Annotated in this window: 20 protein-coding genes; 9 read left to right on the top strand and 11 right to left on the bottom strand. The window is 43.7% G+C overall.

The genetic code is table 11. The features are described from left to right. The first annotated feature begins 51 nt into the window (after positions 1-51). Positions 52-996: a ribosome biogenesis GTPase YlqF gene (gene ylqF, locus N646_RS20455; protein ID WP_005376521.1), complete on the top strand. Its 945-nt coding sequence runs from the start codon at positions 52-54 to the stop codon at positions 994-996. 337 nt (positions 997-1,333) lie between these two features. After that, positions 1,334-2,515 (top strand): alpha-hydroxyketone-type quorum-sensing autoinducer synthase, encoded by a 1,182-nt coding sequence (cqsA, locus tag N646_RS20450; RefSeq protein WP_017635350.1) that lies wholly within the window; start codon positions 1,334-1,336, stop codon positions 2,513-2,515. A gap of 103 nt (positions 2,516-2,618) precedes the next feature. Here the strand turns inward: cqsA and N646_RS20445 are convergent, their stop codons facing one another. Beyond that, positions 2,619-4,664 carry a hybrid sensor histidine kinase/response regulator gene (locus tag N646_RS20445; protein WP_017821553.1) on the bottom strand — a complete coding sequence of 682 codons (2,046 nt, stop codon included), beginning with the start codon at positions 4,662-4,664 and terminating at the stop codon, positions 2,619-2,621. 363 nt (positions 4,665-5,027) lie between these two features. On the opposite strand from N646_RS20445, the gene N646_RS20440 reads away from it, so the two are divergent. Then, complete coding sequence (locus N646_RS20440; protein ID WP_017635351.1) at positions 5,028-5,645, top strand: HAD family hydrolase; 618 nt, start codon at positions 5,028-5,030, stop codon at positions 5,643-5,645. Between the two features lie 89 nt (positions 5,646-5,734). Here the strand turns inward: N646_RS20440 and N646_RS20435 are convergent, their stop codons facing one another. After that, positions 5,735-6,283: a GNAT family N-acetyltransferase gene (locus N646_RS20435; protein ID WP_005376525.1), complete on the bottom strand. Its 549-nt coding sequence runs from the start codon at positions 6,281-6,283 to the stop codon at positions 5,735-5,737. A 271-nt stretch (positions 6,284-6,554) separates the two neighbouring features. Between N646_RS20435 and N646_RS20430 the strand changes: the two genes are divergently transcribed. Beyond that, complete coding sequence (locus N646_RS20430; protein ID WP_017821552.1) at positions 6,555-7,679, top strand: acyl-CoA desaturase; 1,125 nt, start codon at positions 6,555-6,557, stop codon at positions 7,677-7,679. 359 nt (positions 7,680-8,038) lie between these two features. Further along, a complete protein-coding gene (gene dcuC / locus N646_RS20425) occupies positions 8,039-9,406 on the top strand; it encodes an anaerobic C4-dicarboxylate transporter DcuC (protein WP_005376528.1) in 1,368 nt (455 codons plus the stop codon). 103 nt (positions 9,407-9,509) lie between these two features. Here dcuC and N646_RS20420 read toward each other — a convergent pair whose 3' ends face one another. Continuing rightward, positions 9,510-9,866, bottom strand: coding sequence for a hypothetical protein (locus N646_RS20420; protein ID WP_005376535.1), 357 nt, complete (start codon positions 9,864-9,866; stop codon positions 9,510-9,512). 576 nt (positions 9,867-10,442) lie between these two features. Between N646_RS20420 and N646_RS20415 the strand changes: the two genes are divergently transcribed. The 4 genes from N646_RS20415 to N646_RS20400 all read left to right on the top strand — a co-directional run bounded on the left by N646_RS20415 (position 10,443) and on the right by N646_RS20400 (position 14,518). Beyond that, positions 10,443-11,675: an L-lactate MFS transporter gene (locus N646_RS20415; protein ID WP_017635352.1), complete on the top strand. Its 1,233-nt coding sequence runs from the start codon at positions 10,443-10,445 to the stop codon at positions 11,673-11,675. Between the two features lie 67 nt (positions 11,676-11,742). Further along, positions 11,743-13,356 (top strand): VRR-NUC domain-containing protein, encoded by a 1,614-nt coding sequence (locus N646_RS20410; RefSeq protein WP_017635353.1) that lies wholly within the window; start codon positions 11,743-11,745, stop codon positions 13,354-13,356. Positions 13,357-13,519: 163 nt separating this feature from the next. Then, positions 13,520-14,167, top strand: a complete 648-nt coding sequence (locus N646_RS20405) for an AcfA family outer membrane beta-barrel protein (protein ID WP_017635354.1) — start codon at positions 13,520-13,522, stop codon at positions 14,165-14,167. Positions 14,168-14,182: 15 nt separating this feature from the next. Further along, positions 14,183-14,518 (top strand): YgiW/YdeI family stress tolerance OB fold protein, encoded by a 336-nt coding sequence (locus tag N646_RS20400; protein WP_017635355.1) that lies wholly within the window; start codon positions 14,183-14,185, stop codon positions 14,516-14,518. 81 nt (positions 14,519-14,599) lie between these two features. Here the strand turns inward: N646_RS20400 and yegS are convergent, their stop codons facing one another. The 8 genes from yegS to N646_RS20360 form a co-directional block, all read right to left on the bottom strand. Further along, positions 14,600-15,502: a lipid kinase YegS gene (gene yegS / locus N646_RS20395; RefSeq protein WP_017635356.1), complete on the bottom strand. Its 903-nt coding sequence runs from the start codon at positions 15,500-15,502 to the stop codon at positions 14,600-14,602. Between the two features lie 8 nt (positions 15,503-15,510). Beyond that, positions 15,511-16,416: a LysR family transcriptional regulator gene (locus N646_RS20390; protein ID WP_005376541.1), complete on the bottom strand. Its 906-nt coding sequence runs from the start codon at positions 16,414-16,416 to the stop codon at positions 15,511-15,513. Between the two features lie 172 nt (positions 16,417-16,588). Next, positions 16,589-17,014, bottom strand: coding sequence for a bifunctional diaminohydroxyphosphoribosylaminopyrimidine deaminase/5-amino-6-(5-phosphoribosylamino)uracil reductase RibD (locus N646_RS20385; RefSeq protein WP_005376542.1), 426 nt, complete (start codon positions 17,012-17,014; stop codon positions 16,589-16,591). 49 nt (positions 17,015-17,063) lie between these two features. Continuing rightward, on the bottom strand, positions 17,064-18,365 hold the full coding sequence (locus N646_RS20380; RefSeq protein ID WP_017821551.1) for a BatD family protein: 1,302 nt from the start codon (positions 18,363-18,365) through the stop codon (positions 17,064-17,066). Then, positions 18,362-20,092, bottom strand: coding sequence for a VWA domain-containing protein (locus N646_RS20375; RefSeq protein ID WP_017821550.1), 1,731 nt, complete (start codon positions 20,090-20,092; stop codon positions 18,362-18,364). The genes N646_RS20380 and N646_RS20375 overlap by 4 nt, the downstream gene beginning before the upstream one ends. Beyond that, positions 20,085-21,155: a vWA domain-containing protein gene (locus N646_RS20370; RefSeq protein WP_017635360.1), complete on the bottom strand. Its 1,071-nt coding sequence runs from the start codon at positions 21,153-21,155 to the stop codon at positions 20,085-20,087. The genes N646_RS20375 and N646_RS20370 overlap by 8 nt, the downstream gene beginning before the upstream one ends. Continuing rightward, a complete protein-coding gene (locus N646_RS20365) occupies positions 21,148-21,726 on the bottom strand; it encodes a DUF4381 domain-containing protein (protein ID WP_017635361.1) in 579 nt (192 codons plus the stop codon). The genes N646_RS20370 and N646_RS20365 overlap by 8 nt, the downstream gene beginning before the upstream one ends. Then, positions 21,727-22,689 carry a DUF58 domain-containing protein gene (locus tag N646_RS20360; protein ID WP_017821549.1) on the bottom strand — a complete coding sequence of 321 codons (963 nt, stop codon included), beginning with the start codon at positions 22,687-22,689 and terminating at the stop codon, positions 21,727-21,729. Positions 22,690-22,698 lie beyond the last annotated feature (9 nt).

The raw sequence follows: 22,698 nt of genomic DNA, 5'->3' as shown, positions 1-22,698 counted from the left end.
GCTACTTTTACAACCGCTGGAGCATTAGAAAAATTAAGGTATTAAATTCAAATGGTTAATAACTCAATCCAGTGGTTTCCTGGCCACATGCACAAAGCACGTAAAGAGATCGAAGAAGCAATCCCTCAAGTGGATGTGATCATCGAAGTACTGGATGCTCGTATTCCTTTCAGTAGTGAAAACCCTTTGATTTCTCAAATCCGTGGCGACAAACCTGTCGTTAAAGTTTTGAACAAACGTGATTTGGCCGATCCAGAATTAACTCAACTGTGGATTGAGCACTTGGAGCAAGAGCAACATGTAAAAGCAATGGCGATCACGACTTCTGAACCACAAGAAGTGCATCGAATCATGGAGCTTTGCCGCAAACTTGCCCCACACCGAGAAGAAATTGGTAAAAACATTCGCACCATGATCATGGGCATCCCAAACGTTGGAAAATCGACGATCATTAACACCCTCGCAGGTCGAACAATCGCTGTAACAGGTAACCAACCCGCGGTTACACGTCGTCAACAACGTATCAACCTGCAAAATGGCATCGTATTATCTGATACTCCAGGAATTTTATGGCCAAAAGTGGAAAATCCACACAGTGGCTTCCGCCTTGCGGCTACCGGCGCGGTAAAAGATACAGCGATGGAATATGACGAAGTCGCATTCTATACCATTGAATACCTAGCAGCTCATTATGCAGACAAGCTTAAAGAGCGTTATCAAATTGAAGAGCTTCCAGAATCAGATATCGAGATCATGGAAGAAATTGGTCGTCGCCGCGGTGCACTACGTGCAGGTGGACGTGTTGACTTGCACAAAGTATCAGAGATCTTATTGCACGAACTTCGTCAAGGCACTTTGGGCCAAATTACATTAGAACGCCCAGAAATGATCACTCAAGAGCTGATTGAAGTCGAGATTGAGACCGCCCGTAAAGAAGAAGAAAAAGCGAAGCGTAAAGAAGAGCGTCGTAAGCGCTATTTACGTAATAAGCGATAAGCTTGTCTCTTATCTACTCATGTTTCAAGGCGCGATTTTCGCGCCTTTTTTGTTATCTAATGCGCCCATTTTTTTCACTTTTCAAACTTTATATTCCTCATCCAAAATCCCAGATATGAAGCACGAAAAAACACCGCAAAATCGCCGTATAAACTTTAAGCACAAACTAGTTTAGACCCCGGGCCCCTATAGAGTTACAGCCACCATCCAACCCTCAAATGTCGAGTTTGCAAGGGTCTGCAAACTTATGCAACCTGGTTAGTGACACTCTCCCCAAAATCCGCAATATGAATAAGTGTCAGCGCTGGCGTTTTTCCATATGAAGAAGAGATTTATTATGAGTGAAACTATACAAAGCAAACCACTTCCCTCCTTTATCGAGGAACGCCTAGATTTTTATATTCAAGATCTAATCGAACCGAATGAGAACAAAAAACACCTTGTTCTTGGTAAACGCCCACCGTGTAATGCCGTTGTCCTGCAAAGCAATGATTACCTTGCACTGTCTCATAATAAGGAGATTCAAAACGCGCATCGTGATGCGATTTCCCAGCACGATGACAACGTCGTGATGTCCGCGATTTTCTTACAAGACGATGAATCGAAACCTGTATTTGAAACGCAACTAGCCAGTTTCGTTGGTATGCCTAGTTGTCTACTTTCTCAATCTGGTTGGGCTGCGAATGTCGGTTTATTGCAGACTATTTGTGCACCGAACATACCTGTGTACATTGATTTCTTTGCACATATGTCTTTGTGGGAAGGCGCACGTATTGCCGGAGCACAAATTCATCCGTTCATGCATAACAACACCAGTCACCTAAGAAAACAGATTTCACGTCACGGTTCAGGGATCATTGTTGTGGATTCGGTTTACAGCACTATCGGGACCATCGCTCCTCTACGTGATATCTACGAAATAGCACAGGAGTTTGACTGCGGCCTGGTTGTAGATGAATCACACTCTTTAGGTACACACGGTCCACAAGGTGCGGGGATACTGCAGGGTCTTGGCTTAACTCATAAGGTAGATTTTATTACCGTTAGTCTTGCCAAGACATTTGCTTATCGTGCTGGCGCGATTTTAGGCCCAGAAAAACTGGCGAAGACGCTTCCATTTGTGGCGTACCCTGCAATATTTAGTTCTACCGTATTACCGCAAGAGATCATTCGGCTAGAGAAAACACTGGACGTCATAAGAAAATCAGATGATAAGCGAGATATTCTGTTTGAAAGAGCCAAGTCTTTAGCCGTTGGTTTAAAACGCATTGGATTTACTATTCGCAGTGAATCACAAATTATCGCATTAGAATGTGGTAACGAGAGAAACACTGAGCGAGTCCGCGACTTTCTCGAAGAGCGAAATGTTTACGGCGCAGTGTTTTGCCGCCCTGCAACTGGAAGGAACAAAAACATCATCCGTTTTTCAGTCAATGCAGACATGACAGCTGCTGAAGTTGATCATGTACTCACTGTCTGCCAACAAGCATTTGCACACCCTGACTTAGAGTTTGTGTAAGTTAGTGTGTAGATAAAACTAAAGAGCTCAACAGTTTTGCTGAGCTCTTTATTCGTATTATTCGTTGTGAGCAACTCGCCTCAAGAAAACAAGTCGCGAATGATTAGATCCAGTTTGCGATTTTATCGAACAAACGATTTTTATCCGCCGGTTTTACGATGAAGTCAGACATACCCGAAGACCCAATTTTGTCCAACGTGACAGGTGAACTATCCCCTGTATGTGCAATAATAGGTACCGACGCATAGTTTTTATCCGAGCTTCGAATTCGCCTAGACGCTTCTACACCATCCATAATTGGCATTTCGATATCCATCAGAATGAGATCAACATCTTCTTGCTCTAGTGTATCCAGAGCCTGCTGCCCGTCTTCTTTCTGAATCACTTCAAAGCCTTGCTTTTCAAGTAACATTGCCGTGAATTTACGCAAAGATTCATTATCATCCACGACCATAATTGTGCGCTTATTTGAATTATCTAACGTCACCGAGGCCGTTGGTGTCGATACATAGCTTGAATCATATAAGAGACGCTCAATAGTTGGTTTAGTATTCAATAACCAGGCTTGCGTTTCGATCCAAATAGGTTCATATGCAGCCTTACGTGCTCTCTGAGTCGGATGATGCTCAAAAAGATAAACTATGCGTGCTTCAGTGAAAGACAAGAGAGATTCTAATCTATCCAATTGGTTTGCTCTTGGATCTAAGCTCTCAAGATCGACAAAAATCAGATCGAATTCGAACTCGTACTCTTTCTTTTTGAGTACTTGGTTGGCATCTAAAATCGTCGAGTCAAAGCCCATAAAACGGCTAATATCTGTTACTTTAGACACCAAGATATCTTGGCTAGTCACCGTTAGAATGGTTTTGAGTTTAGTCAGATCGTTTTTGATTTCAGTAACGGTATCAGATGTCGTTAGTGGGAAAGTTAACGTAAATTGAGACCACTCCCCTAACTGAGATTGACACTCAATGTTCCCCCCAAATGAACGCATGACTTTTTTACAAAACGGTAGACCCAAACCATAACTTCCTGATTTGCCAGTGGTGTAAAAGTCTTGAAAGATATTGCGTAGAACATCAGGAGCAATGCCAGCACCATTATCGGTTACAACAATTTGATTAAAGCGTTCTGAACTTATCATGGATACATGTATGTGAAAATCTTCAGATTTACGGTGATGGAAGGCATTCTTGAAGAGGTTATACATAACGTATTTAAGTAATGTATCACTACCTAGAAACTCAAACTCACTTCTCGCATCCAGCGATATGGCAAATCGATCAGTGGCACGTTTATAACTGAAGCTTTCAATTGCCTGTTCAACGACCGAGTGAACTGAATATTTTTTGAAGCTAGAACGAGAAACTCGATTTTCATCAATCGAAGTCAGCAATAAATCGATGGTTTCATTACCCGATTGGATAATGTTCATTGCATCCTGACTCACTTCACGTAATAAGGTGACATCCTCTACACTCATGACGTACTGCTCTTTTCCTGCCTCTTTCATGTTGGGCAAGATCGACTGGATAACATCTATTGAAGTGCAAAGCCCACTCAACGGGTTACGCATTTCATGTGCGATCCCTGCCCCGAATGATTTTGCCAGCGAGACTTTCGCTTCATGTTCAACTTGGTTACGAAAATAGAACAAATTACCGAAGACATAAATAAACAGAAAGATTGGCACATGAGTCCAATCCATGGTCAAGTCAAGATGGAACCCTTTTGCAACCCAAGCGAAGAATGTTGCTAAACCTATCCCAGCAAAGGTTTGAGCAAACATGACCCTAGTAACATGAACCAGTAAAATGTGTAAGAAAATTGCAGACATAAACGACATAACCCATACATTGGACCAGTCATTCATCAGTAACATATAAAAAAAGAAAAACGGTAAGCACAGCGTTATCGTCACTTGGTAGTAAATAGGAACATAATCTCTCCAAGTCGATGATAAGCGGTTTCTAAAAATGATGCCGAAAAACAATAACGAGCAAAACAATCTAAGAGGTAAATTTTCATAAGCCTGTGGAAAGGCAAACTCCCAGACAAAGTAGTACAGCGGAAAGCCAAGAAACCCCATCCAGCCAACGAGAGTTAGGTTTGGTTCTGCATATTGATAAACCTTACGTATCGAGTCCATATAATCTGTTTTGCTTACTCCGCCTGACGCACAATAGTGTGATTTTGATTCACTTTTATCGTTTTATTATTAACTAATTATATATTAATCATCATTTATAAGCAGCGCGAAATGACGTAAACAGCTCGCAATACTTATCTTTAGTTTCAATCTTTTAAGACAGCTACACTTGATTTACAACCAAATAAACAAAGTTGCATATAGTTTAGTGCAATTTTGCGATAATCGCTCTGTATCCAATTGGATGTTAATCTCATTTTGTGTAAGAAACTTAAGTCGCGCCTTTGGCACGACTTTCCAACGATTCAAAAACAGCACTCACCGCATATAGCGTGGTGAAGAACAATTGGCTTGGGGTGTGTTATGAATTCTGTCCAGATAAAAAATGTCATTTTTGATGTAGGTAATGTGTTGGTACGCTGGTCTCCAGTAGAAATCGTTCGCTTAACATTTGGTGGTTCCGTAGAATCAGAGAAAATGGCTCAGATGCTATTTTCATCACAAATCTGGAAAGATTTAAATAAAGGGACGATCTCCGAAAGGGAAGCAAAACAGCGTTATCAACGTGAACACCAAGTAACGACGGAAGAAATGGACCGCTTCTTTTATTATGTAAAACACACTCAAATATTACTTTACGGCAGTATAGAGCTGTTAAAACGAGTAAAAAGAGCCGGATATGGCGTATATGCGCTCACAGACAACATCAACGAAATTGTGGAACATCTTCGTACTACCTATGAGTTTTGGCCACTGTTTGATGGAGCAATCATCTCTTCTGAAGTTCAATTACTAAAACCACAAGCGGAGATCTACCAAACTCTACTTTCAAAGTATCAGCTTAACCCCGAAGAGACAGTATTTCTTGATGACATGCCTTACAATGTTGAAGGTGCCCGAGCAGTTGGCATGGCTGCTATTCAGTTTGAAAATGCTCAGCAATGTGAGCTCGAACTAAAAGCCATGGGGGTTAACTTCTAGAAAGCTTTCATTAAAACATAACGTTAGGGTGCATAAACAAAAAAGAGCAGTGTTGAGACTGCTCTTATCTAATGTTTTAGAACGCTAGGTTAGGAGTAAATCACGTTTTCCTCAATCCCACTAACTAATGACTGGGCGTTCTTCCAACGGAATACTTTTTCTAACACCTCTTTGCCATCAGGTGCGCGCCAAGTTCGCTCTTGATCCTCTTGACCACCAATGTGGCGATAGAATTCAATCGCAGAAATGTTTTGCGACACAACTTCTAAATAAAGACCTGTGTCTTTAAAGTACTGCTGTTGCCATTCTGCGACAGCAAGTAATAGCTGCTTACCAATCCCACGACCACGGTAACTGTCATCAACATGCAATGCGTCAATAAAGGTTCCACGCTCGAAATCATGGTTGCCGAACACACAAACAAAGCCAAGTAGCAAACCTCCCTCCTCCGCCAAGACAATGTGCTGATTGAATGGTGGGTTGGTCAAACGGGTTTGCCAAATCAGTAGTTTGTCGTCAATCGCTTCTTTCTCAAGATAGTTATCACTAAGAATGCCACGGTAATGACGCTTCCAGCTATCCGCATGAAGATGCGCAATGCGCTCGTAGTCCTTATATTCCGCTAATCGTAAATCCATTACGTATTCCTATTTTCTTACATTTTTGCTTCTTTATAGAGTCTCGGTATATTCCACCTTTATAACACTTGTTTCTTGGCAGATTTTATACACCTTAAGCCAGAGCTCATTTTTTAATACTACTCATTATTCAATTAAAAGCAAAATATCCCATCAAGTTCCTTAATCTACACCCAAAGGAATCATCACATTTGTCTAACTTTAATTTGACTTACATGTGTACGCTGATATTCTGGCGAACAGTTGTTAGCTCAAAGTTAGGGATACACCTGTGACTCAAAACAAACCACCTGTTATCTGGTTGAATACATTAATATTTTCTGCCAGTTTTGTTCTAACTTTTATTGTAATGCCTTGGTATGCATATCATTTTGGACTGGGTTGGGAACATCTAATTTGGGGAGTGATTGCATTTAGTTTTACTAACCTTTCTATTACAGCAGGCTATCATCGTCTCTGGAGCCACAAAACATACGAAGCTCATCCTATTTTGCGCGCCATTTTTGCGATTGGAGGAGCATTTTCTTTGCAAAATAGTGCATTACATTGGTCTTCTGATCATCGTGTGCATCACAAACATGTCGACAATAACGATAAAGATCCGTACTCAGCCAAGCGGGGTTTTTGGTATTCTCACATTGGGTGGATGTTACGTGATTACAATAAATCAAAGGAAAACGAATATACAAACTGCCGTGACCTAAAGCGCGACAAAATCGTCATGTGGCAGCATAAGTATTATGTTCCACTTGCCCTACTGACTAATATTGGTTTCCCAGTCATGCTCGGACTGATCTACGGTGATATCTGGGGGATGTTATTGGTCGTTGGTGCGGCTCGACTCTTTATGAGTCACCATACGACTTTTTTCATTAACTCCCTCGCACATATTTGGGGTAAGCAAACTTTCACAGACAAAAACACTGCTCGCGATAATGGTGTACTCGCCTTTTTCACATTTGGAGAGGGTTACCATAATTTCCATCATATTTTCGAGAATGACTATCGCAATGGCGTGTATTGGTGGCATTACGACCCAACGAAGTGGTTGATAAAGTCATGTTCTTGGCTAGGACTCACATCTAAGTTGCGCACAACGCCTACATTTAGAATTGAAAAAGCCCGTGCGAGTCAACTTTTGAAGAAAGCAAGAGAAAAGCTAGAATCGAAACCGAACACGCAAACAATCCTCGATCAGCTACAGCACGAGTTTGATACTTTAGTTCATCACATGCAGGAATACTACGAGATGCGCAAAGAAGTACTCGGTGCCAAAACTGCCAGTGTGGTAAAAAAATACGAATGTTCTGTAACGAAAATGAAGTACCAGCAAATTAAAGCAGAGTTCGAACGGCAGCAGCGTAGTTGGAACCTTATGGTTCGTCGATACGCATAGTTTATCCTCATTCTTACGATTACTTAGCTTCGCTTCGGCGAAGCTTTTTTGTTGTGAAGAGTGTTTTCCAATAATTGCTTACTGAGTAAAGTCTTTTTCCTATTGTGAATCAATTCACTCTTTATTCATTCACTTTCCTAGTCATATTTTCCTTCCTATAAATAGCTTCAAACCAGCACATAACACTTAGAAAACCAAATTCCAACAATACAATCTAACGAAATTATTTATTAAATTATTATTTGTCTCAGATCATGCAAGCCCCATATTTGTCTCGTGCCACAGCTAAGAATTCTGTAAATTCCTTGTCATAAACTGAAACAGTTTCTTTCTTTTTCACATAACATTCGGAGATCCCTATGTTAGAGCTCTTAATTGGCTTAGTGGTTACCATTGCGGTGGGTTACTTTATTGTCAAAGGCTATAAAGCTGCGGGCGTGTTACTGACCGCTGGTATTGCTTTACTTCTTATGACTGGCGTTTTGGGGCACGACGTGCTGCCGTCAAAAATCACCTCAACTGGTAACATGGTGACAGATGCGCTTGAATACGTGAAATACATGCTTCAATACCGCGGTGGCGGTCTTGGTATGCAAATCATGCTGCTTTGTGGTTTTGCGTCATACATGACTCATATCGGCGCGAACAACGTGGTAGTGAAACAGTTCTCTAAACCGCTTTCTGTCATCAAGTCTCCTTACGTCCTTTTGGTAGCGGCTTACATTGTGGCGTGTTTAATGTCTCTTGCGGTAAGTTCTGCAACAGGCCTTGGCGTACTATTAATGGCGACATTATTCCCAATGATGGTCGCGATGGGCATTTCTCGTCCAGCAGCCGTTGCAGTGTGTGCCTCTCCAGCGGCAATCATCCTTTCTCCTACTTCTGGTGATGTTGTTATCGCAGCAGAAAAGTCTGGTTTAGAGCTTGATGTGTTTGCGGTACAAACTGTGTTGCCTGTTTCTATTTGCGCAATCATCGTCATGGCAGCGGCAGCGTTCTTCTGGAACAAATACTTAGATAAGAAAGAAAATACACCAATGGAAAAAATTGATGTATCAGAGATCAAAGCTGACGCACCAGCGTTTTATGCAGCTCTTCCTTTTCTACCTATCATCGGCGTTTTCCTATTCAACGGTCGTACCATTCCAGGACTTAGTCTAGACATCTACACTATTGTGGTTGGTTCGATTTTCCTTGGAGCTCTGATCCATTATGTTGTAAATAAGTTCGATGGTAAGAAATCACTAGAAGATTTAGATTCTTGTTACGCAGGCATGGCTGACGCGTTCAAAGGCGTTGTGATGCTTTTGGTTGCCGCTGGGGTTTTTGCACAAGGTCTGATGTCTATCGGAGCTATCGATAACCTACTTCATCTAGCAGATAATGCTGGTGCAGGCGGCGTTGCTTTAATGCTTATTCTAACTGCATTGACAGTTGCAGCAGCAATTGCAACGGGTTCGGGTAACGCGCCTTTCTATGCGTTCGTGGAGTTAGCACCATCTTTGGCTGCGAAAATGGGATTAAACCCTGCTTTCCTAATTATCCCGATGCTTCAAGCATCAAACCTAGGCCGTACTATCTCACCAGTATCTGGCGTAATCGTTGCGACATCAGGTATGGCAAACATCAGCCCGTTTGAGGTTGTAAAACGCACATCCGTTCCAGTTCTAGCAGGCCTTATCACGGTGATTATTGGTACTATGGTGCTTGTTCCAATGAGTGCCTAACGGTATTGCCACGATCAAACTAAAAGCAATATCCGAACAAAATTACGTTTAATTAAAAACGCCAGCAAATGTGCTGGCGTTTTTTTTATTCTAATGTGTTGATTTACGCTGACTTAAATCGGTCAGGAATCTTAGTGATGCTCTCTCTGTAGCTAAACCATAAGTAGGTAACGGCAAGCGAAAAGAATAAATATGAAAGTGCGAATACGATTGGAGACGTGATTAATTCCGCGGACATTCCCCACATCACACCGACTACGGTTATCGTCAACTTAGAAAGCATACCGCAAATGAGTAGGAATAAAGCAAGCTGTGGAAAGCGCGAGCTGCGAAATGCGAAGAAATAACAGCTACCTACCGCTAAAGAAGCAATAGATAAGCCCAACATAAATGAATGGATGTGGTCTGCTGATGCGATACCAGCGGATACCGAAGCCATGAGTAATAGGAACAGTTTCATAAGTCACCTCACAACAAATCTAAAAAGCATCCCTTCATAAATGAAAACTCATTTTTCACTATATTCTGCGCCTAAAATCAGCAATTACAAGTTACTTTTTTGCTCACTTAATGAACATAAAAGCTAATCAGCTTCAATTATTACAAAAGGTTAACAATTAAAAATTAAGAAACCCTTTGCATCTGATACTTACGACAGTTAGATGATAAATTCGCCATTTTTGTTACAGATGGTTAACATGGAAACATTTTGAAATTTTTTATTTGAAATGTGAACTGTGCACTCAACAGCGTAAAACCTCTCTGTCTTGACTCATCATTCGTTATTAGCGAACAAAAAATATCACTTTTTTACAACGTTCTTACTACATACAAAACCATGAATTCACATCCACTTTTAATGTTGCAAATTATTTTATCAGTAACCGTAAAAAGAGATTCCAATCACATATTTATTGGTTATAATCCGCGCTCATTGCGTTAAACGTTGAAAAACGCAAACTAATTTTGAGAAAAAACATCTTTAAACCAACCTTCTTTGCGGCATTGCCAATAAGAGGAAAAACTGAGAATAAAAATGAGCAAGATTGATAAAGCTATGCGCATCCTGTTAGCAGGGTTCTGTATCAACCTTTGTCTTGGCATCCTGTATGCTTGGAGTGTATTCAACAAGGCACTGGTAACTGAATCAGGCTGGAGTGCTGCAGAAGCTTCTGCACCTTACGCAACTGCAACCATCACTTTCTCTATCTGTCTTCTTATTGCAGGTATTCTTCAAGACCGCATGGGCCCTCGAATGATCCTTATCCTAGGTACTGTTCTTACAGGTCTGGGCATGATCGCGTCTGGCTTTGTTGACACTCCACTCATGCTGAACATTACCTTCGGTGTGATCACAGGTGCAGGTATCGGCTTTGGTTACGCATGCCTATCACCTTCTGCGATGAAGTGGTTCCACGCTTCGAAGAAAGGTATGGTTAACGGCATTATTGCGGCAGGTTTTGGTCTAGCGGCTATTTACCTTGCGCCAGTAACTTCTGCGCTAATAGACAGCATGGGCATTCAAACTAGCTTTATGGTTCTTGGTGTTGGTATCCTAGCGATTGCGGTTCCTCTTGCAGCAACCATCAACAACCCACCAGCAGACTACACACCTGCGGAGCCTAAAGTAAAAGAAGGCCAAGCACCTAAAGCGGTGAAAAAGTCAGATGACTTAACTTGGAAAGCAATGTTGAAAACGCCACAGTTCTACTCTCTATGGATCATGTACGCGTTTGCAGCTTCTGTTGGTCTAATGATCATTGGTAACATCACGACAATCGCAAGCGTTCAAGCAAACTTGCCAAACGCGGTTTACCTAGCGTCTATTCTTGCTGTATTTAACTCTGGCGGTCGTGTTGCCGCGGGTATGCTTGCAGATAAAATCGGCGGTGTTCGTACGCTTCTACTCGCGTTCGTTCTACAAGGCGTAAACATGGTGCTGTTCGCGACGTTCGACTCTGAGTTTACACTGATCATCGGTACAGCAATCGCAGCGGTAGGTTACGGCACACTTCTAGCGGTATTCCCTACTCTAACGGCTGAGTTCTACGGTCTGAAAAACTACGGCACTAACTACGGCGTGCTTTACACAGCATGGGGTATCGGTGGTGCAATCGGCGCAGCGGTTGTTGGTTTCTCGATGACAAATGGCGACGGCTACACCTTGGCTTACACAATTTCTTCAGCAATGATGGCAGTATGTATCGTACTAGCGTTCATCACTAAGCCATTGTCTGAAGCGAAAGTAGCACAGCTAAAAAACGCATAATTGCGAATTGATTTGATAGCGAAAAGGCTTAACCTATGGGTTAAGCCTTTTTTGTTATCGGTCGTTTATGGAAAGCCCTATCGAACTTGCACCAGACTACTATCTAGAGAACTTCTTCAAGCTGACTCATCACGCAATAACTTGGTACAGCGATTTACTGACCAAGGAAGAACACGCATGGCTTTGCTCGTTTGATTCTTTGAGCAAACACGCCCAGTGCCTTTTGGTGCGTTTATACAGCCGAAAGGGATGTTGGTTTCGAAGTGATAAGCTGAGTTATCAAGAAATACCTTCTATCAATGAAGCACTGGCAGAATTGAGTCAGCATGAGTTTGTAGCCCTTTCCCCACCCCTTTCTCATCAAGAGTTAGCGGCTAATTTACTGACCAAACCAGAAATCTCCGCGCTTTATCCCGAACTGCCGAAATCACTCAAGAAAGACGCCCTTGTCGAACATTTGAGTAATACGGAATTTGATCGTATAGAGCGGCTTGAGTTTACGATCGTCAAACTCAATTCTGCTCATATGATCGACGTGTTACTCACTCTGTTTTTTGCCAACACCCATCAAGACTTAAGTCAGTTTGTGCTTGATGACTTAGGTTTGCATCAGTTCGAGCAATATCAATTGAGTAAAGTGCGCCGTTTCTTTGATTCACGTGAGCAAATAGACCGCTTAATTGAACTGAGCCAGTTGGCCAACCTGTACTGGCAATTTGACCGAAAAGACAAAGCCAATCTCGACTTATTAATTGAGGCAATGCCTCAGCCCGTTAAACACCGTTACGTAGATCGTAAACGCGAGCACATGTTGAATGACATAGCACGTGATTACGAACGGCTTAATGATCTAGAGACCGCCCTATCTCTATTTGGCCAAACTCAACTCACACCGAGCCGAGAACGACGCGCACGTATCTATGACAAATTAAACCATGATGATTTATTTGGTGACATTGTCACAGATATGCTTAACTCACCGATCGATGTGTCTGAGCTCGAAGTTGCACAAAAACTTGAGCAACGGTTAAAACGAAAACAAGGCGAGAAAGTGCCAAGAGTGACGAAGCCAACCTGTACGGAATACCGCCTTGAACTGGATTTATCTCAACAGAGAGTCGAACTCGCCAGCAAAGCGTATTTTGAGTCCTTAGGCTGGACTGTATTTTACGCCGAAAATGCACTGCTTAATGCATTACTTGGTCTCACTTTTTGGGATGCGATTTTCGCTCCCATCGAAGGCGCATTCATCAATGCCTATCAACACCGTCCTTTAGATTTGTACCATTCTGATTTTGTTACCAAACGCCAAGCTTTGATAGATGCGACGTTTGATGAGTTGGAAACGGGCAATACTCATACGTTGTTAACTAGGTACGATGAGAAGTTTGGTATCAGCAATCCATTTGTGCATTGGAGCTTAATAAGTAAAGAGCTACTCGAAACGGCACTCGATACAATCCCAACTAGCATGTTGGTGGCGCTATTTAAAATACAATTGAGTGACCTAAAGCTTTACCGCAATGGGATGCCTGATCTGATTGCTTTCAAAGGAAACGAGTTCGAATGGATTGAAGTAAAAGGCCCAGGAGATAAACTCCAAGACAACCAATGGCGTTGGATTAAAGAGTTTACTCGCCTTAATGTGCCATTTGCGGTGTGTTACGTCGCCGCAAGTTAACTCTCTTTATATAAAGAGCTTGGCGCATATTCATTAAAACAATTTCTTTTTTACCGCACCTTGCTCTTTTTCTGAAATATTTTTGTTTCTTCACGATCACTTCACGCTTCATCACACACAATGCGCTTCTACTCATTAAGTTGATTTGAAGAGGCAAAATAAAATGAACAAAACCATTCTTGCGTTACTCGTTACCTGCTCAGTTTCGGTATCTGCGGCTCCTTATGTAGGTCTGGAATATGGACTAGGCACCACTGACCATGACTTGGAACCTCACTTTTCATCTGAAAATGTAACGCTTAATCCAGAACTTGAGGGTGGTATCTTCTCAGGTTTTATCGGTTACTCGTTTAATGACAATTGGGCAATTGAGCTAGGTTACAGCCAGTTTGACCTTGATGACGGCCGTTCTAAGAACCTTGGTATCAAGACAATTGATGGCAAAGATTACCATCATGAAATGGATTGGGATGCCTCTATCACAGCCAAACAAGTCTCGCTAGCACCAGTGTTTAGCTATGCATTAAGTGATAAATGGACAACAAAATTCAAAGCGGGTTTAACTTACACACAATACGACGCCAAGGTTGCTCAACATCAAGAATATGAGCTTGTCGCGAATGACGATGTGGAAATAAGCAACACGCTTTTCCATAGCTCGGAGAAAAGCAACGAGTTAGGCGCAATGTTCTCTGTGGGCGCGGAATACCAAGTGTTGCCAAAGCTCACCATTGGCGCAAACGCTAAATACCAACTAGACAGCTACGCAAACACTGCATCCTTTAACGTAGGCACAACTTATTACTTCTAATATAAGGAGATGATAATGAAAAGAGTATTGTTAACATCCATGCTTGCCCTACTTTCAAGCTCGGCTTTCGCCGCGTTTAATGGTCCAGAAGTCAGTGCAATCAATACGGTGAAAGAGGCGCGCAACGCAACCGACGACAGCGCTGTAGTGCTAACCGGGCATATTGTTCAATCATTTGGTAACGAGACTTACTTGTTCAAAGACAACACTGGTGAGATCGAAGTAGAGATCGACAACGAAGATTGGATGGGTCAAGAAGTGACACCAAAAGATACCGTAATGATTCGAGGAGAGGTTGACTCAGATTGGACAACTACGCAGATAGACGTTGAGACCATTCAAAAACGTTAAGAGGTTGACTGATACCTCAACACAAGCAACACAGCCACATTTTAGTGGCTGTGTTAAGCAATAATCATGGAAAACGCTCGTTTAGCTAGTCAAGCAAGGGCAATCTTGCGGTACGACTAATCGTATACTCTTAGGCTGAACATCAAATCTAATGGTTCTCGAATGATAAGGTTCTCCATCTAAATTAAGAGGCAATGGATTCGGGAAGTCTATCTCCAACCAGCTTGCTCTTGTGTACTTCACAAACTCTCCTTTCTCACTCGGGTTATTGATCTCGTCGATTACTTTAGGCAGCTCATGAGGTAAAAATGGGCGCACCAATGTTAGATCCATCAGCCCATCATTAATCATCGCTTTTGGAGCTAACTCTTGCCCACCTCCAGCAAGGCGCCCATTACAAAACGCACCGAGCAACATTTCTCCCTGATACGCACCACCTTCAATCGTTATTGTTCCGTCATATGGTTTAAAGCCAAGTGCTTTTACAACACCAGTTAGCGTGTAAGCTCCGCCGCCAAGAAAGTTTTTGAGTTCAACAGGCGTTTCTGCTGTAACTTCTGCGCCAAACCCTGCTGTTGCCACGTTAATAAAGCAGCGATCGTTCGCTTTGACGCAATCGACCAAAGCGGACTGCCCCTCAACAGCAAGAGATAAAGACGCCTTAATGGAATTAGGTACTTGAATAGCGGTAGCAAAGTCATTGGCGGTACCAAGTGGAATAATTGCTAACTCAGGACGTTTTTCTTTGTCAATTTGAATAATCGCAGAAGCCGCCTCATTGACGGTCCCATCGCCACCAGCGACAACAATACGTTCAATGCCTTCATCAACCGCTTCTTTTACTAGCCGCGGCATGTCTTGAGATTCCCACGTCACACGCACCTGTACGTCGATGCCTTTGTCTCTCATTTTCATGATTGCATCTCTTAACTCTGGATTCCCAGCTTTTTTTCCGTTAAGGATGGCACGTATTGTCTTTTTCATTGCACTTCCTATTGGTTGATGACTTTTCCTGCTTGCTTAATCTGTGAACGCAACCACTGATGGGCGCTGTCGTTTGTGCGACTAGGATGCCAGATTGTGCAAAGCTCATACATTTGTTCATCAAATGGCATTGATAAAGATTTAACATGATAGGTGTTATTGAACAAGTTGATCATCGACTCTGGCATTAAACCAATGTATTCACTACCACAAATAATTGGGAGCATTTCTAGTACGCCTGAGGCTCGATACTTAATCTTTCTCTTATCCAAGTCGACAATGTCATCGGCGTTTAACAAGCTCTTACGACTCTGCCACTGCGAAACCACTACGTGTTCTTCTTCAAAAAATTGTTCAGCCGTAATCTCGTCATTCAGGCGTGGATGCGCTTCGCTACATACCACCACCAAACGCTCCGTAAGTACAGTTTCCAGTTTTAACACCGTTCTTGCTCTTGGTGTGATATCAATGATCAAATCGTATCGTTGTAACCGCAGATCACTTTCAAAATCTTCCGTAAAAAGCGGATGTACTTCTAATGCAACATTTGGCGCCGACACACGGATTTGTTTCATGACTTGAGGTAGCAACTCAAAGCTTGCAACGGACACACAGGCAATAGAAAACACTCTATTCGACACTTTAGGGTCAAACTCACTAGAGGCCGATAATGTCGAAGTGAAATTTTGTACTGAAGCTAGAAGAGCAGGATAAATATCCATCGCAAACGAGGTAGGCTCGACACCTTTAACGCAACGATGAAACAATGGGTCATCGTAGATATCACGTAGCCTTGCTAGCGCTTTACTCACCGCAGGCTGGGTGATGTTTAAACGCGCCGCCGCCCGAGACAAGTTACGCTCTTCATAGATGGCAGTGAAAATGGGAATAAGATTAAGGTCGGTCGGTTTCATGCTATTAAATTTTTCAAAAGTCACTTTCTCTATTTTAATCTAACAGCATGATCCTTCACGTAGCCAAGTGCAATAAATGGGCGGTATCGCTTGTTTTAATGAGTTTTAACTCAATTTTGACGCACTTCATTCACCACATAAACTGGCACCATAGTGCAACGTAAAGCTTGACTTAGGCTTTGCCTAGGTAAGGGGTAAGAAACTCGCTGACTTCCTCGCCGCACAAACCCGTTTCTACCTCTATACCTGCTTGTTTTAGAATCTCGATACCTCGACCACTGTTGCGCGGGTCGGGGTCCAATATGGCTACGACGACTTTGCTTATGCCGGATTTGACTAATGTCACCGCGCAAGCTGGCGTGCGACCAACAAACGAACACGGTTCCAGCGTAACGTATGCCGTCACCGATTCTAACGAGCCTTGATACGCATTCAGCGCTTCCACTTCCGCGTGATTGCCACCAATCGCTTGAGTATGACCTTCAGAAACGATTTGATTGTCTTTCACTAACACGCAGCCAACCGGCGGGTTGGGTTGACATTCAGGAAGCGCATTTTTGGACACTTCCAATGCGCGGCGCATAAACTCTTGGCTCATTTGAACTCTATTCTCTAATAAAAACGAGGCGCTATATTAGCGCCCCGTTTTATTCATTGCCATCTCTTCCAATGACTTTGTCCAGTTCTGGTAACGCTCGCGGAATACGGAATTTAAAGCGTTTTTGTTTGGTCTGGACTTTGCGCCACATCGACTTCAGTAAATGAGCGCTATTTTCACCATTTTGCATTCGCGACGCACTTTTTTGCCACGATTCACTCGTATCGGCTTTGGTCATTTCTAGCTCGGCCGTATTTAAACGCAATTGTTTGTACAATATGGTCCTTGCTTCAGACCAACGTTTAGCCTTTAACAAACGGTGGAACGTCAGCCATGCTGGTGTCGGTCTGTTGCGGTAGTAACGTTTAATGGCTACCAATGAAATAATCACAAAACCCAGAAATACAAGCGTGGATACAATCCATGCAAAGTACGTTTTGATGAAGGATTTCAACGTGTGCTTCGCAGCAAATGTTTTGCCCTCTAACACCACCGTTTCCACTTGTTGAGTCTTACTGTTCCACCAACGGAACTCATAATCTGGCAGGGTTAATTCACCACCTTGTTGAATCACGTACACACTCTCTTCTGTGCGTGTTGACTGGTAGTCACCACGTGTTTGCGTATCTGTAAGACGGTGCGGTTGAGGATACGCTTGGTAACGGGTTGTTGATTCTCCTTTCAACAAGTCTGGTAGCAACACAGATAGCGAATCATGAGCCAAAATGGTGATTTTACGCGTGATTGCATCCCCAACTTTGAGTGACTCAGTGGAGGTTTCCCACTCTTGTTTTACGTCTACGTGCGTTGCAGAAAACCAAGGCGTATCACCGCTCAACAATCCCGATGGCAAGACAGTTTTGAACTTAATCGGCTGCGTATAAAGTGTGCCTGACACCTTCTCGCCATCCGGCGCCGACACCTGAACGCCCACAGCGACAGGTGGAATCACAAAATCACCAGATGCTTGTGGATACAAAGTCACTTCCCAGCGTTGACGCGACCAAGTTTGTCCCTCTTTTTGCTCAGTAAAGTTGGTTGCTAGTTGATTACGCTGTTTGGCGATAACATTGGGTATTTCAATATTGCCAATTCTCGTACCACCCGTAAACCAACGCGGCGTTGCCACTTCGATGGTTAAAATAACTTGCTCATTGACGCTAAAACTTGGTGTTTTACGCTTCTCCCCAGCCGTTGGTTGTTTACCAACCCACGCTAGTAACTCTACACCATGCTCTCGTTGAACGTCACGAATATCTTGAGCCAACACACTACTGCTCAGGAGGAAACCGAAACAGATAACTAACCACAAGGGTAAAGCAAAGGGCGTAAAACGGTGGCTTTTCATCATTGCACCGCCTCCTCTGTATTTTCGTTCGCAGTAGAAGTTGATTCTCCGGTTTCTATTGAACGCAATTGAATCTGAAACTTCGCATTTAAGAAGTATTTAGGATCCGCTTCGACTCGCTTTAACCATTTGTCGGCTAATTCTTGGCTACCTAAGATGTCGTCTGCACTTAACGTCTCTTTAATCATCAACTCCGCTGACGTTTTTTCATCCGCCCCTTCTGCGGTTTGAGGGTTATCGCCTAGCTCGGTTGATGCTTCTTGCTCCGTTCCTGCCTGACTCTCACTCATCCGGTTGATGTCCTCTACAATACCACCAATCACTTTCAAGTTATGCTCAACATCCGGTCTTAGCCTCTCGCTTAATGTTGGCTTGTTGGCTAGGGATTTTAACAAGTCACGTGCAGCCAAATATTCACGCTGACGCGCCAATGCACTCGCCGCATTATAAAGACCGTAATCTCGAACCTCTTCGGACGGGTCGTTTTGCATTTCCAAAAACGCACTGTGGGCGAGTTCAAACTCGCTAGCGTAGTAGTACGCCGTCCCTTTGCGTAATGGATCGACAAAGTGTTTCGCGGCTTCTAAATACGCTTGTTGGTTGAACAAACGCTGTCCTTGTTGATCTGGCGTTAGCCACAAATCCCACCACCATTGCGTCACCTTGTCGAAAGCCGTCACTTTTTGCACAACTTGTGGCTGCTCGGCTTTAACTGAAATGTTCTCGGCCAATGCACTTGTTGGCATCAATAACGTGCCGCTCACCATTACAATCACGCACCACTGCACTAACCACCCTTTTCTAAACCACAGCATCATGATCAGCGCGATTGGGAACAGAAGTTGATACCCCATGTCTTTCCAAGGCATTGAAGATTCGCCATTAAGCTGCATATTGCGCTCAACGTATCGATTCAGTTGCTCGATATCACTATTATCGACGGTCACTTCCACCAATCGACCGTTAGTCTGACTAGCCAGTTTTTGTAGAGAATCCAAATCCATTGGGTTGTTACTCACAATGTCAGCATTCCCTGCCGCAAGAATTAACAGTTGATAAGGTTTGCCCGAGAAATACGCTTGGTATTGCTCAATCGTGGCTGGATTAACGCCATCACTCACCAACAGAACAGTGGAGCCTGGTTGACCTTGCAATTGTTGGTCAATTAACGGCAATGCTTTTTCGGCAAGCTTACCTTGCACGGGCATAATTTCTGGCGTAATGGCCGCCAAAAACGGGTCAAATACTTTGCTGTCTTGAGTTATAGGCATCGCGACATGAGCACTGCCCGCGAACACGACTAAACCCGTTTTTCCGCCTTTTCGCGCGGCTAGCAAATCGCGTATTTTCTGTTTGGAACGCTCAAGGCGGCTTGGTGGGAGATCTTTTTGCAGCATCGAGTCACTGTTATCAAGCACCACAAGCATAGAGGCTTTATCTTCGCCAAAGGGGGAAGATTCACGTTGCCACGTTGGGCCTGCACAAATCACAATGGCGATGAACACAATCAGCATCAAGAGCTTAAGCGGCAGTTGCTTACGCCAGCCTCGCTCACCTATCGTCAAAGCATTGCGTAAATGTTCGGGCAGAATATCCTTCCAGCTTGGCTTGCTTTCTTCTCGCCAGCGTAACCACACCAAGAAAAACATGGGGACCAAAGCCAGTAACCACTGTGGTCGAATAAAATGAAACTGCGTAAAGAATTGCGTCCAACTAAGAGAATCAAACATCGCTCTCTCCTAATGATGATCGTGTAACAGCCCTTCTTTTGAGTGTTGCGACGCTGAACGCGAGCAAATGCATGATGACCACTAACGCCATCAAGTAATGATGAAGGCTTTGTTTTGGGCGGTATGTAGTGCTTTCGTAAAGTTGAGGTTCCAGTTTGCCAATTTCGTCGTAGGCAGCCGATAGTTCATCACGGTTGAGTGCTTCAAACGCTTCACCGCCGGATTCTTTCGCAATGCGATGAATCGTGTCCATATCCAACGCGGTTTCACCTATCGTTTCCGGATCGCCCATCGCAATGACGTGTACTCTCACGCCTTTGGCTTTCGCAACTTTCGCCGCATCAATCGGTTCAACAAAACTGCCCGTGTCGTTACCATCGGTTAATACAATCGCGACTTTTTCACGGTTTTGGTCTTGTTCTAAAGCACTACGCGACTTATCGCTTTGCTCAAAAACTTTAATCGCTAAGCCAATCGCATCACCAAGATGGGTACTCTGCCCTGCCATTGCCACATCGGTTTGGTTAAGCAGTTCGAGCCACACTTTTTGGTCTGCGGTAAATGGCGTTTGCACGAAAGCAGCATCACCAAAAAGCACCAAGCCTAATCGGTCACCTTTACGAGACTGAACAAACTCCGACAGCACTTCTTTTGCCGCATCAAGACGAGAAATTTTTTCGCCTGTACGTGAGGTGAAATCTGGCTCGGCCATGGAGCCCGAAAGATCCACCACCACCATCACATCGCGGCCTAAACTCTCGCGAACTTGAGGCTCGCCTAACACGGTGGGTTTTGCCATCGCACACACCACCAAAAGCCATGAAAGAATTAACGTTGCTCGTTGCCACCAACTCGGGGTCAACTGGCTTGCACCTTCTGATGGCGTCTCGCCAATCGCTTCCACCAGCTGACTAAAAAACGGCACTTTGATCGCCATTTGCTTAGTGCGATATGCAGGCACCAAGTAGTACACCACCAACGGCAAGGGCAAAACCAGAAACCACATTGGGTGAGTAAATTCAAAACCAGACAAACCAGTTATCGATGCAAGAAGATCATTCATGTTGACCTCCCTGATGTGCTTTGCGTTTCAATCGTGGTGATTTATTTGCCGCGCTTTTTTGAGCATCACAACGGTGCTCACTCACCCAGTTTTTCGCACGAGCAATAAGCGTTACTCGCTCTTCGTTGGTTAGCGTAACGCTTGGGTCAACAATACTTTGTAGCCAGCACTTTGAAAGCTCATCGTTAAAAACCATTTGCGAGTTTGCTTGAGAGTCTCTGGTTTGCGGATACAGCGCATCGAGCTTGCGCAGAAAGGCGGTATCAAACAATTTCGCGTTGCGGCTATCAATATGAATCAGCACTATTTTAAGCACAGAGAACAATACTTTTGGCATGTCTTTGTCGCTCGGGTTGATTTGCGAAATCGCCAGTAGAGCTTCTTTTCGGTAACGATTATGCCACCATTGCCGAGCCAAGCGATATGCGAAATATACCAATGCAATGAACGCAACCGCCGCTAAAATTTTCCAGCCAATAGTTTGCGGGTACCAACTCACGCTAGATGGTACGGCCACATCATGCAGCTCTCTGAGTATGTAGGTACTTGGAGGCGTAGGAAGATCACTCATTTAACGCCCTCCTACCAGTTTTTGGAATTGTTTAATGTGCTCACCTGTCGTATCGAGTTCGATGTGCGGAAGGTGTTTCATCGCCATAAGTTGAGAGAGTGATTGACGCTGTAAGCTAGTTCGAGCCTCAAGCTTTGCGCTCGCAGCTTCTACCTTTGCTTTGCTGTCTAAATTGAGTTGATACTGCCCGTCACCAACCACCCATTTCGATTTTGCCAAATCGTCTGGTAGCGCTTGTTCTAATGGGTCACTGACCATCACTGCAAGAACATCGTTGTGCTGTTGTAGCTGTTTAAGGTGATCAAGGTGGTGCTCCTCGCAGTCGCTCCAGTCGCTGATAAAAATCAAAGTGGATTGCTTGAGCTTCATGCGTTTAATAAGCTCAATCCATTGACTGAACGTTACTTTTTCGGAATTGCAGGAGTCCACATTGAGCGATTGATTGGCTTTAGCGAGACGTTTAAGTTGCGCCAGAAGATCGTTTTGCGAACGCTGTGCCTTGCTGTGAAACAACGCCTGCGGGGATGCGATGACAAAACCGACTCGGTCGCCATCTTTTAATACTCGCCACCCACACATCGCTGCGATCTCTGCCGCGACAACTGATTTCATTACTTGCGTCGAAGCAAAAAACATTGTGCTTCTCTGGTCGACACACACGATTACGTTGCGATCTTTTTCTTCTGTATAGCTGCGCACGTGCGGCTTACCTGTACGCATCGTAACTTTCCAATCAAGGTTACGAATATCGTCACCCAATTGGTAATGGCGCAGCTCTTCGAAGTTCAATCCACGACCGCGAAACAACGAATTGTGTCGGCCAGAGAGTACGCTACCCGCTTTTAGATGAGGAAGTAAACTGAATGATTCTGCTTGTGCTTGCAGACGTACTAAACGAGCATAATCGCAGTACAAACGGGGATCCATCCCCTGTGATTTTGGCGCAAGAGTTGGCTTAGCCATAATGCCTCC

It is taken from the genome of Vibrio alginolyticus NBRC 15630 = ATCC 17749 (assembly GCF_000354175.2).
In the GTDB taxonomy this organism is placed as follows: Bacteria; Pseudomonadota; Gammaproteobacteria; order Enterobacterales; family Vibrionaceae; genus Vibrio; species Vibrio alginolyticus.
The sequence above is the reverse complement of the archived record's forward strand: the minus strand, read 5'-3'. Positions and strand labels throughout refer to the sequence as shown.

Excerpts from the sequence above, each read along its gene's own strand:
- ylqF (WP_005376521.1), top strand. The coding sequence starts at position 52 with ATGGTTAATAACTCAATCCAGTGGTTTCCTGGCCACATGCACAAAGCA.
- cqsA (WP_017635350.1), top strand. The coding sequence starts at position 1,334 with ATGAGTGAAACTATACAAAGCAAACCACTTCCCTCCTTTATCGAGGAA.
- N646_RS20445 (WP_017821553.1), bottom strand. The coding sequence starts at position 4,664 with ATGGACTCGATACGTAAGGTTTATCAATATGCAGAACCAAACCTAACT.
- N646_RS20440 (WP_017635351.1), top strand. The coding sequence starts at position 5,028 with ATGAATTCTGTCCAGATAAAAAATGTCATTTTTGATGTAGGTAATGTG.
- N646_RS20435 (WP_005376525.1), bottom strand. The coding sequence starts at position 6,283 with ATGGATTTACGATTAGCGGAATATAAGGACTACGAGCGCATTGCGCAT.
- dcuC (WP_005376528.1), top strand. The coding sequence starts at position 8,039 with ATGTTAGAGCTCTTAATTGGCTTAGTGGTTACCATTGCGGTGGGTTAC.
- N646_RS20420 (WP_005376535.1), bottom strand. The coding sequence starts at position 9,866 with ATGAAACTGTTCCTATTACTCATGGCTTCGGTATCCGCTGGTATCGCA.
- N646_RS20415 (WP_017635352.1), top strand. The coding sequence starts at position 10,443 with ATGAGCAAGATTGATAAAGCTATGCGCATCCTGTTAGCAGGGTTCTGT.
- N646_RS20410 (WP_017635353.1), top strand. The coding sequence starts at position 11,743 with ATGGAAAGCCCTATCGAACTTGCACCAGACTACTATCTAGAGAACTTC.
- N646_RS20405 (WP_017635354.1), top strand. The coding sequence starts at position 13,520 with ATGAACAAAACCATTCTTGCGTTACTCGTTACCTGCTCAGTTTCGGTA.
- N646_RS20400 (WP_017635355.1), top strand. The coding sequence starts at position 14,183 with ATGAAAAGAGTATTGTTAACATCCATGCTTGCCCTACTTTCAAGCTCG.
- yegS (WP_017635356.1), bottom strand. The coding sequence starts at position 15,502 with ATGAAAAAGACAATACGTGCCATCCTTAACGGAAAAAAAGCTGGGAAT.
- N646_RS20390 (WP_005376541.1), bottom strand. The coding sequence starts at position 16,416 with ATGAAACCGACCGACCTTAATCTTATTCCCATTTTCACTGCCATCTAT.
- N646_RS20385 (WP_005376542.1), bottom strand. The coding sequence starts at position 17,014 with ATGAGCCAAGAGTTTATGCGCCGCGCATTGGAAGTGTCCAAAAATGCG.
- N646_RS20380 (WP_017821551.1), bottom strand. The coding sequence starts at position 18,365 with ATGATGAAAAGCCACCGTTTTACGCCCTTTGCTTTACCCTTGTGGTTA.
- N646_RS20375 (WP_017821550.1), bottom strand. The coding sequence starts at position 20,092 with ATGTTTGATTCTCTTAGTTGGACGCAATTCTTTACGCAGTTTCATTTT.
- N646_RS20370 (WP_017635360.1), bottom strand. The coding sequence starts at position 21,155 with ATGAATGATCTTCTTGCATCGATAACTGGTTTGTCTGGTTTTGAATTT.
- N646_RS20365 (WP_017635361.1), bottom strand. The coding sequence starts at position 21,726 with ATGAGTGATCTTCCTACGCCTCCAAGTACCTACATACTCAGAGAGCTG.
- N646_RS20360 (WP_017821549.1), bottom strand. The coding sequence starts at position 22,689 with ATGGCTAAGCCAACTCTTGCGCCAAAATCACAGGGGATGGATCCCCGT.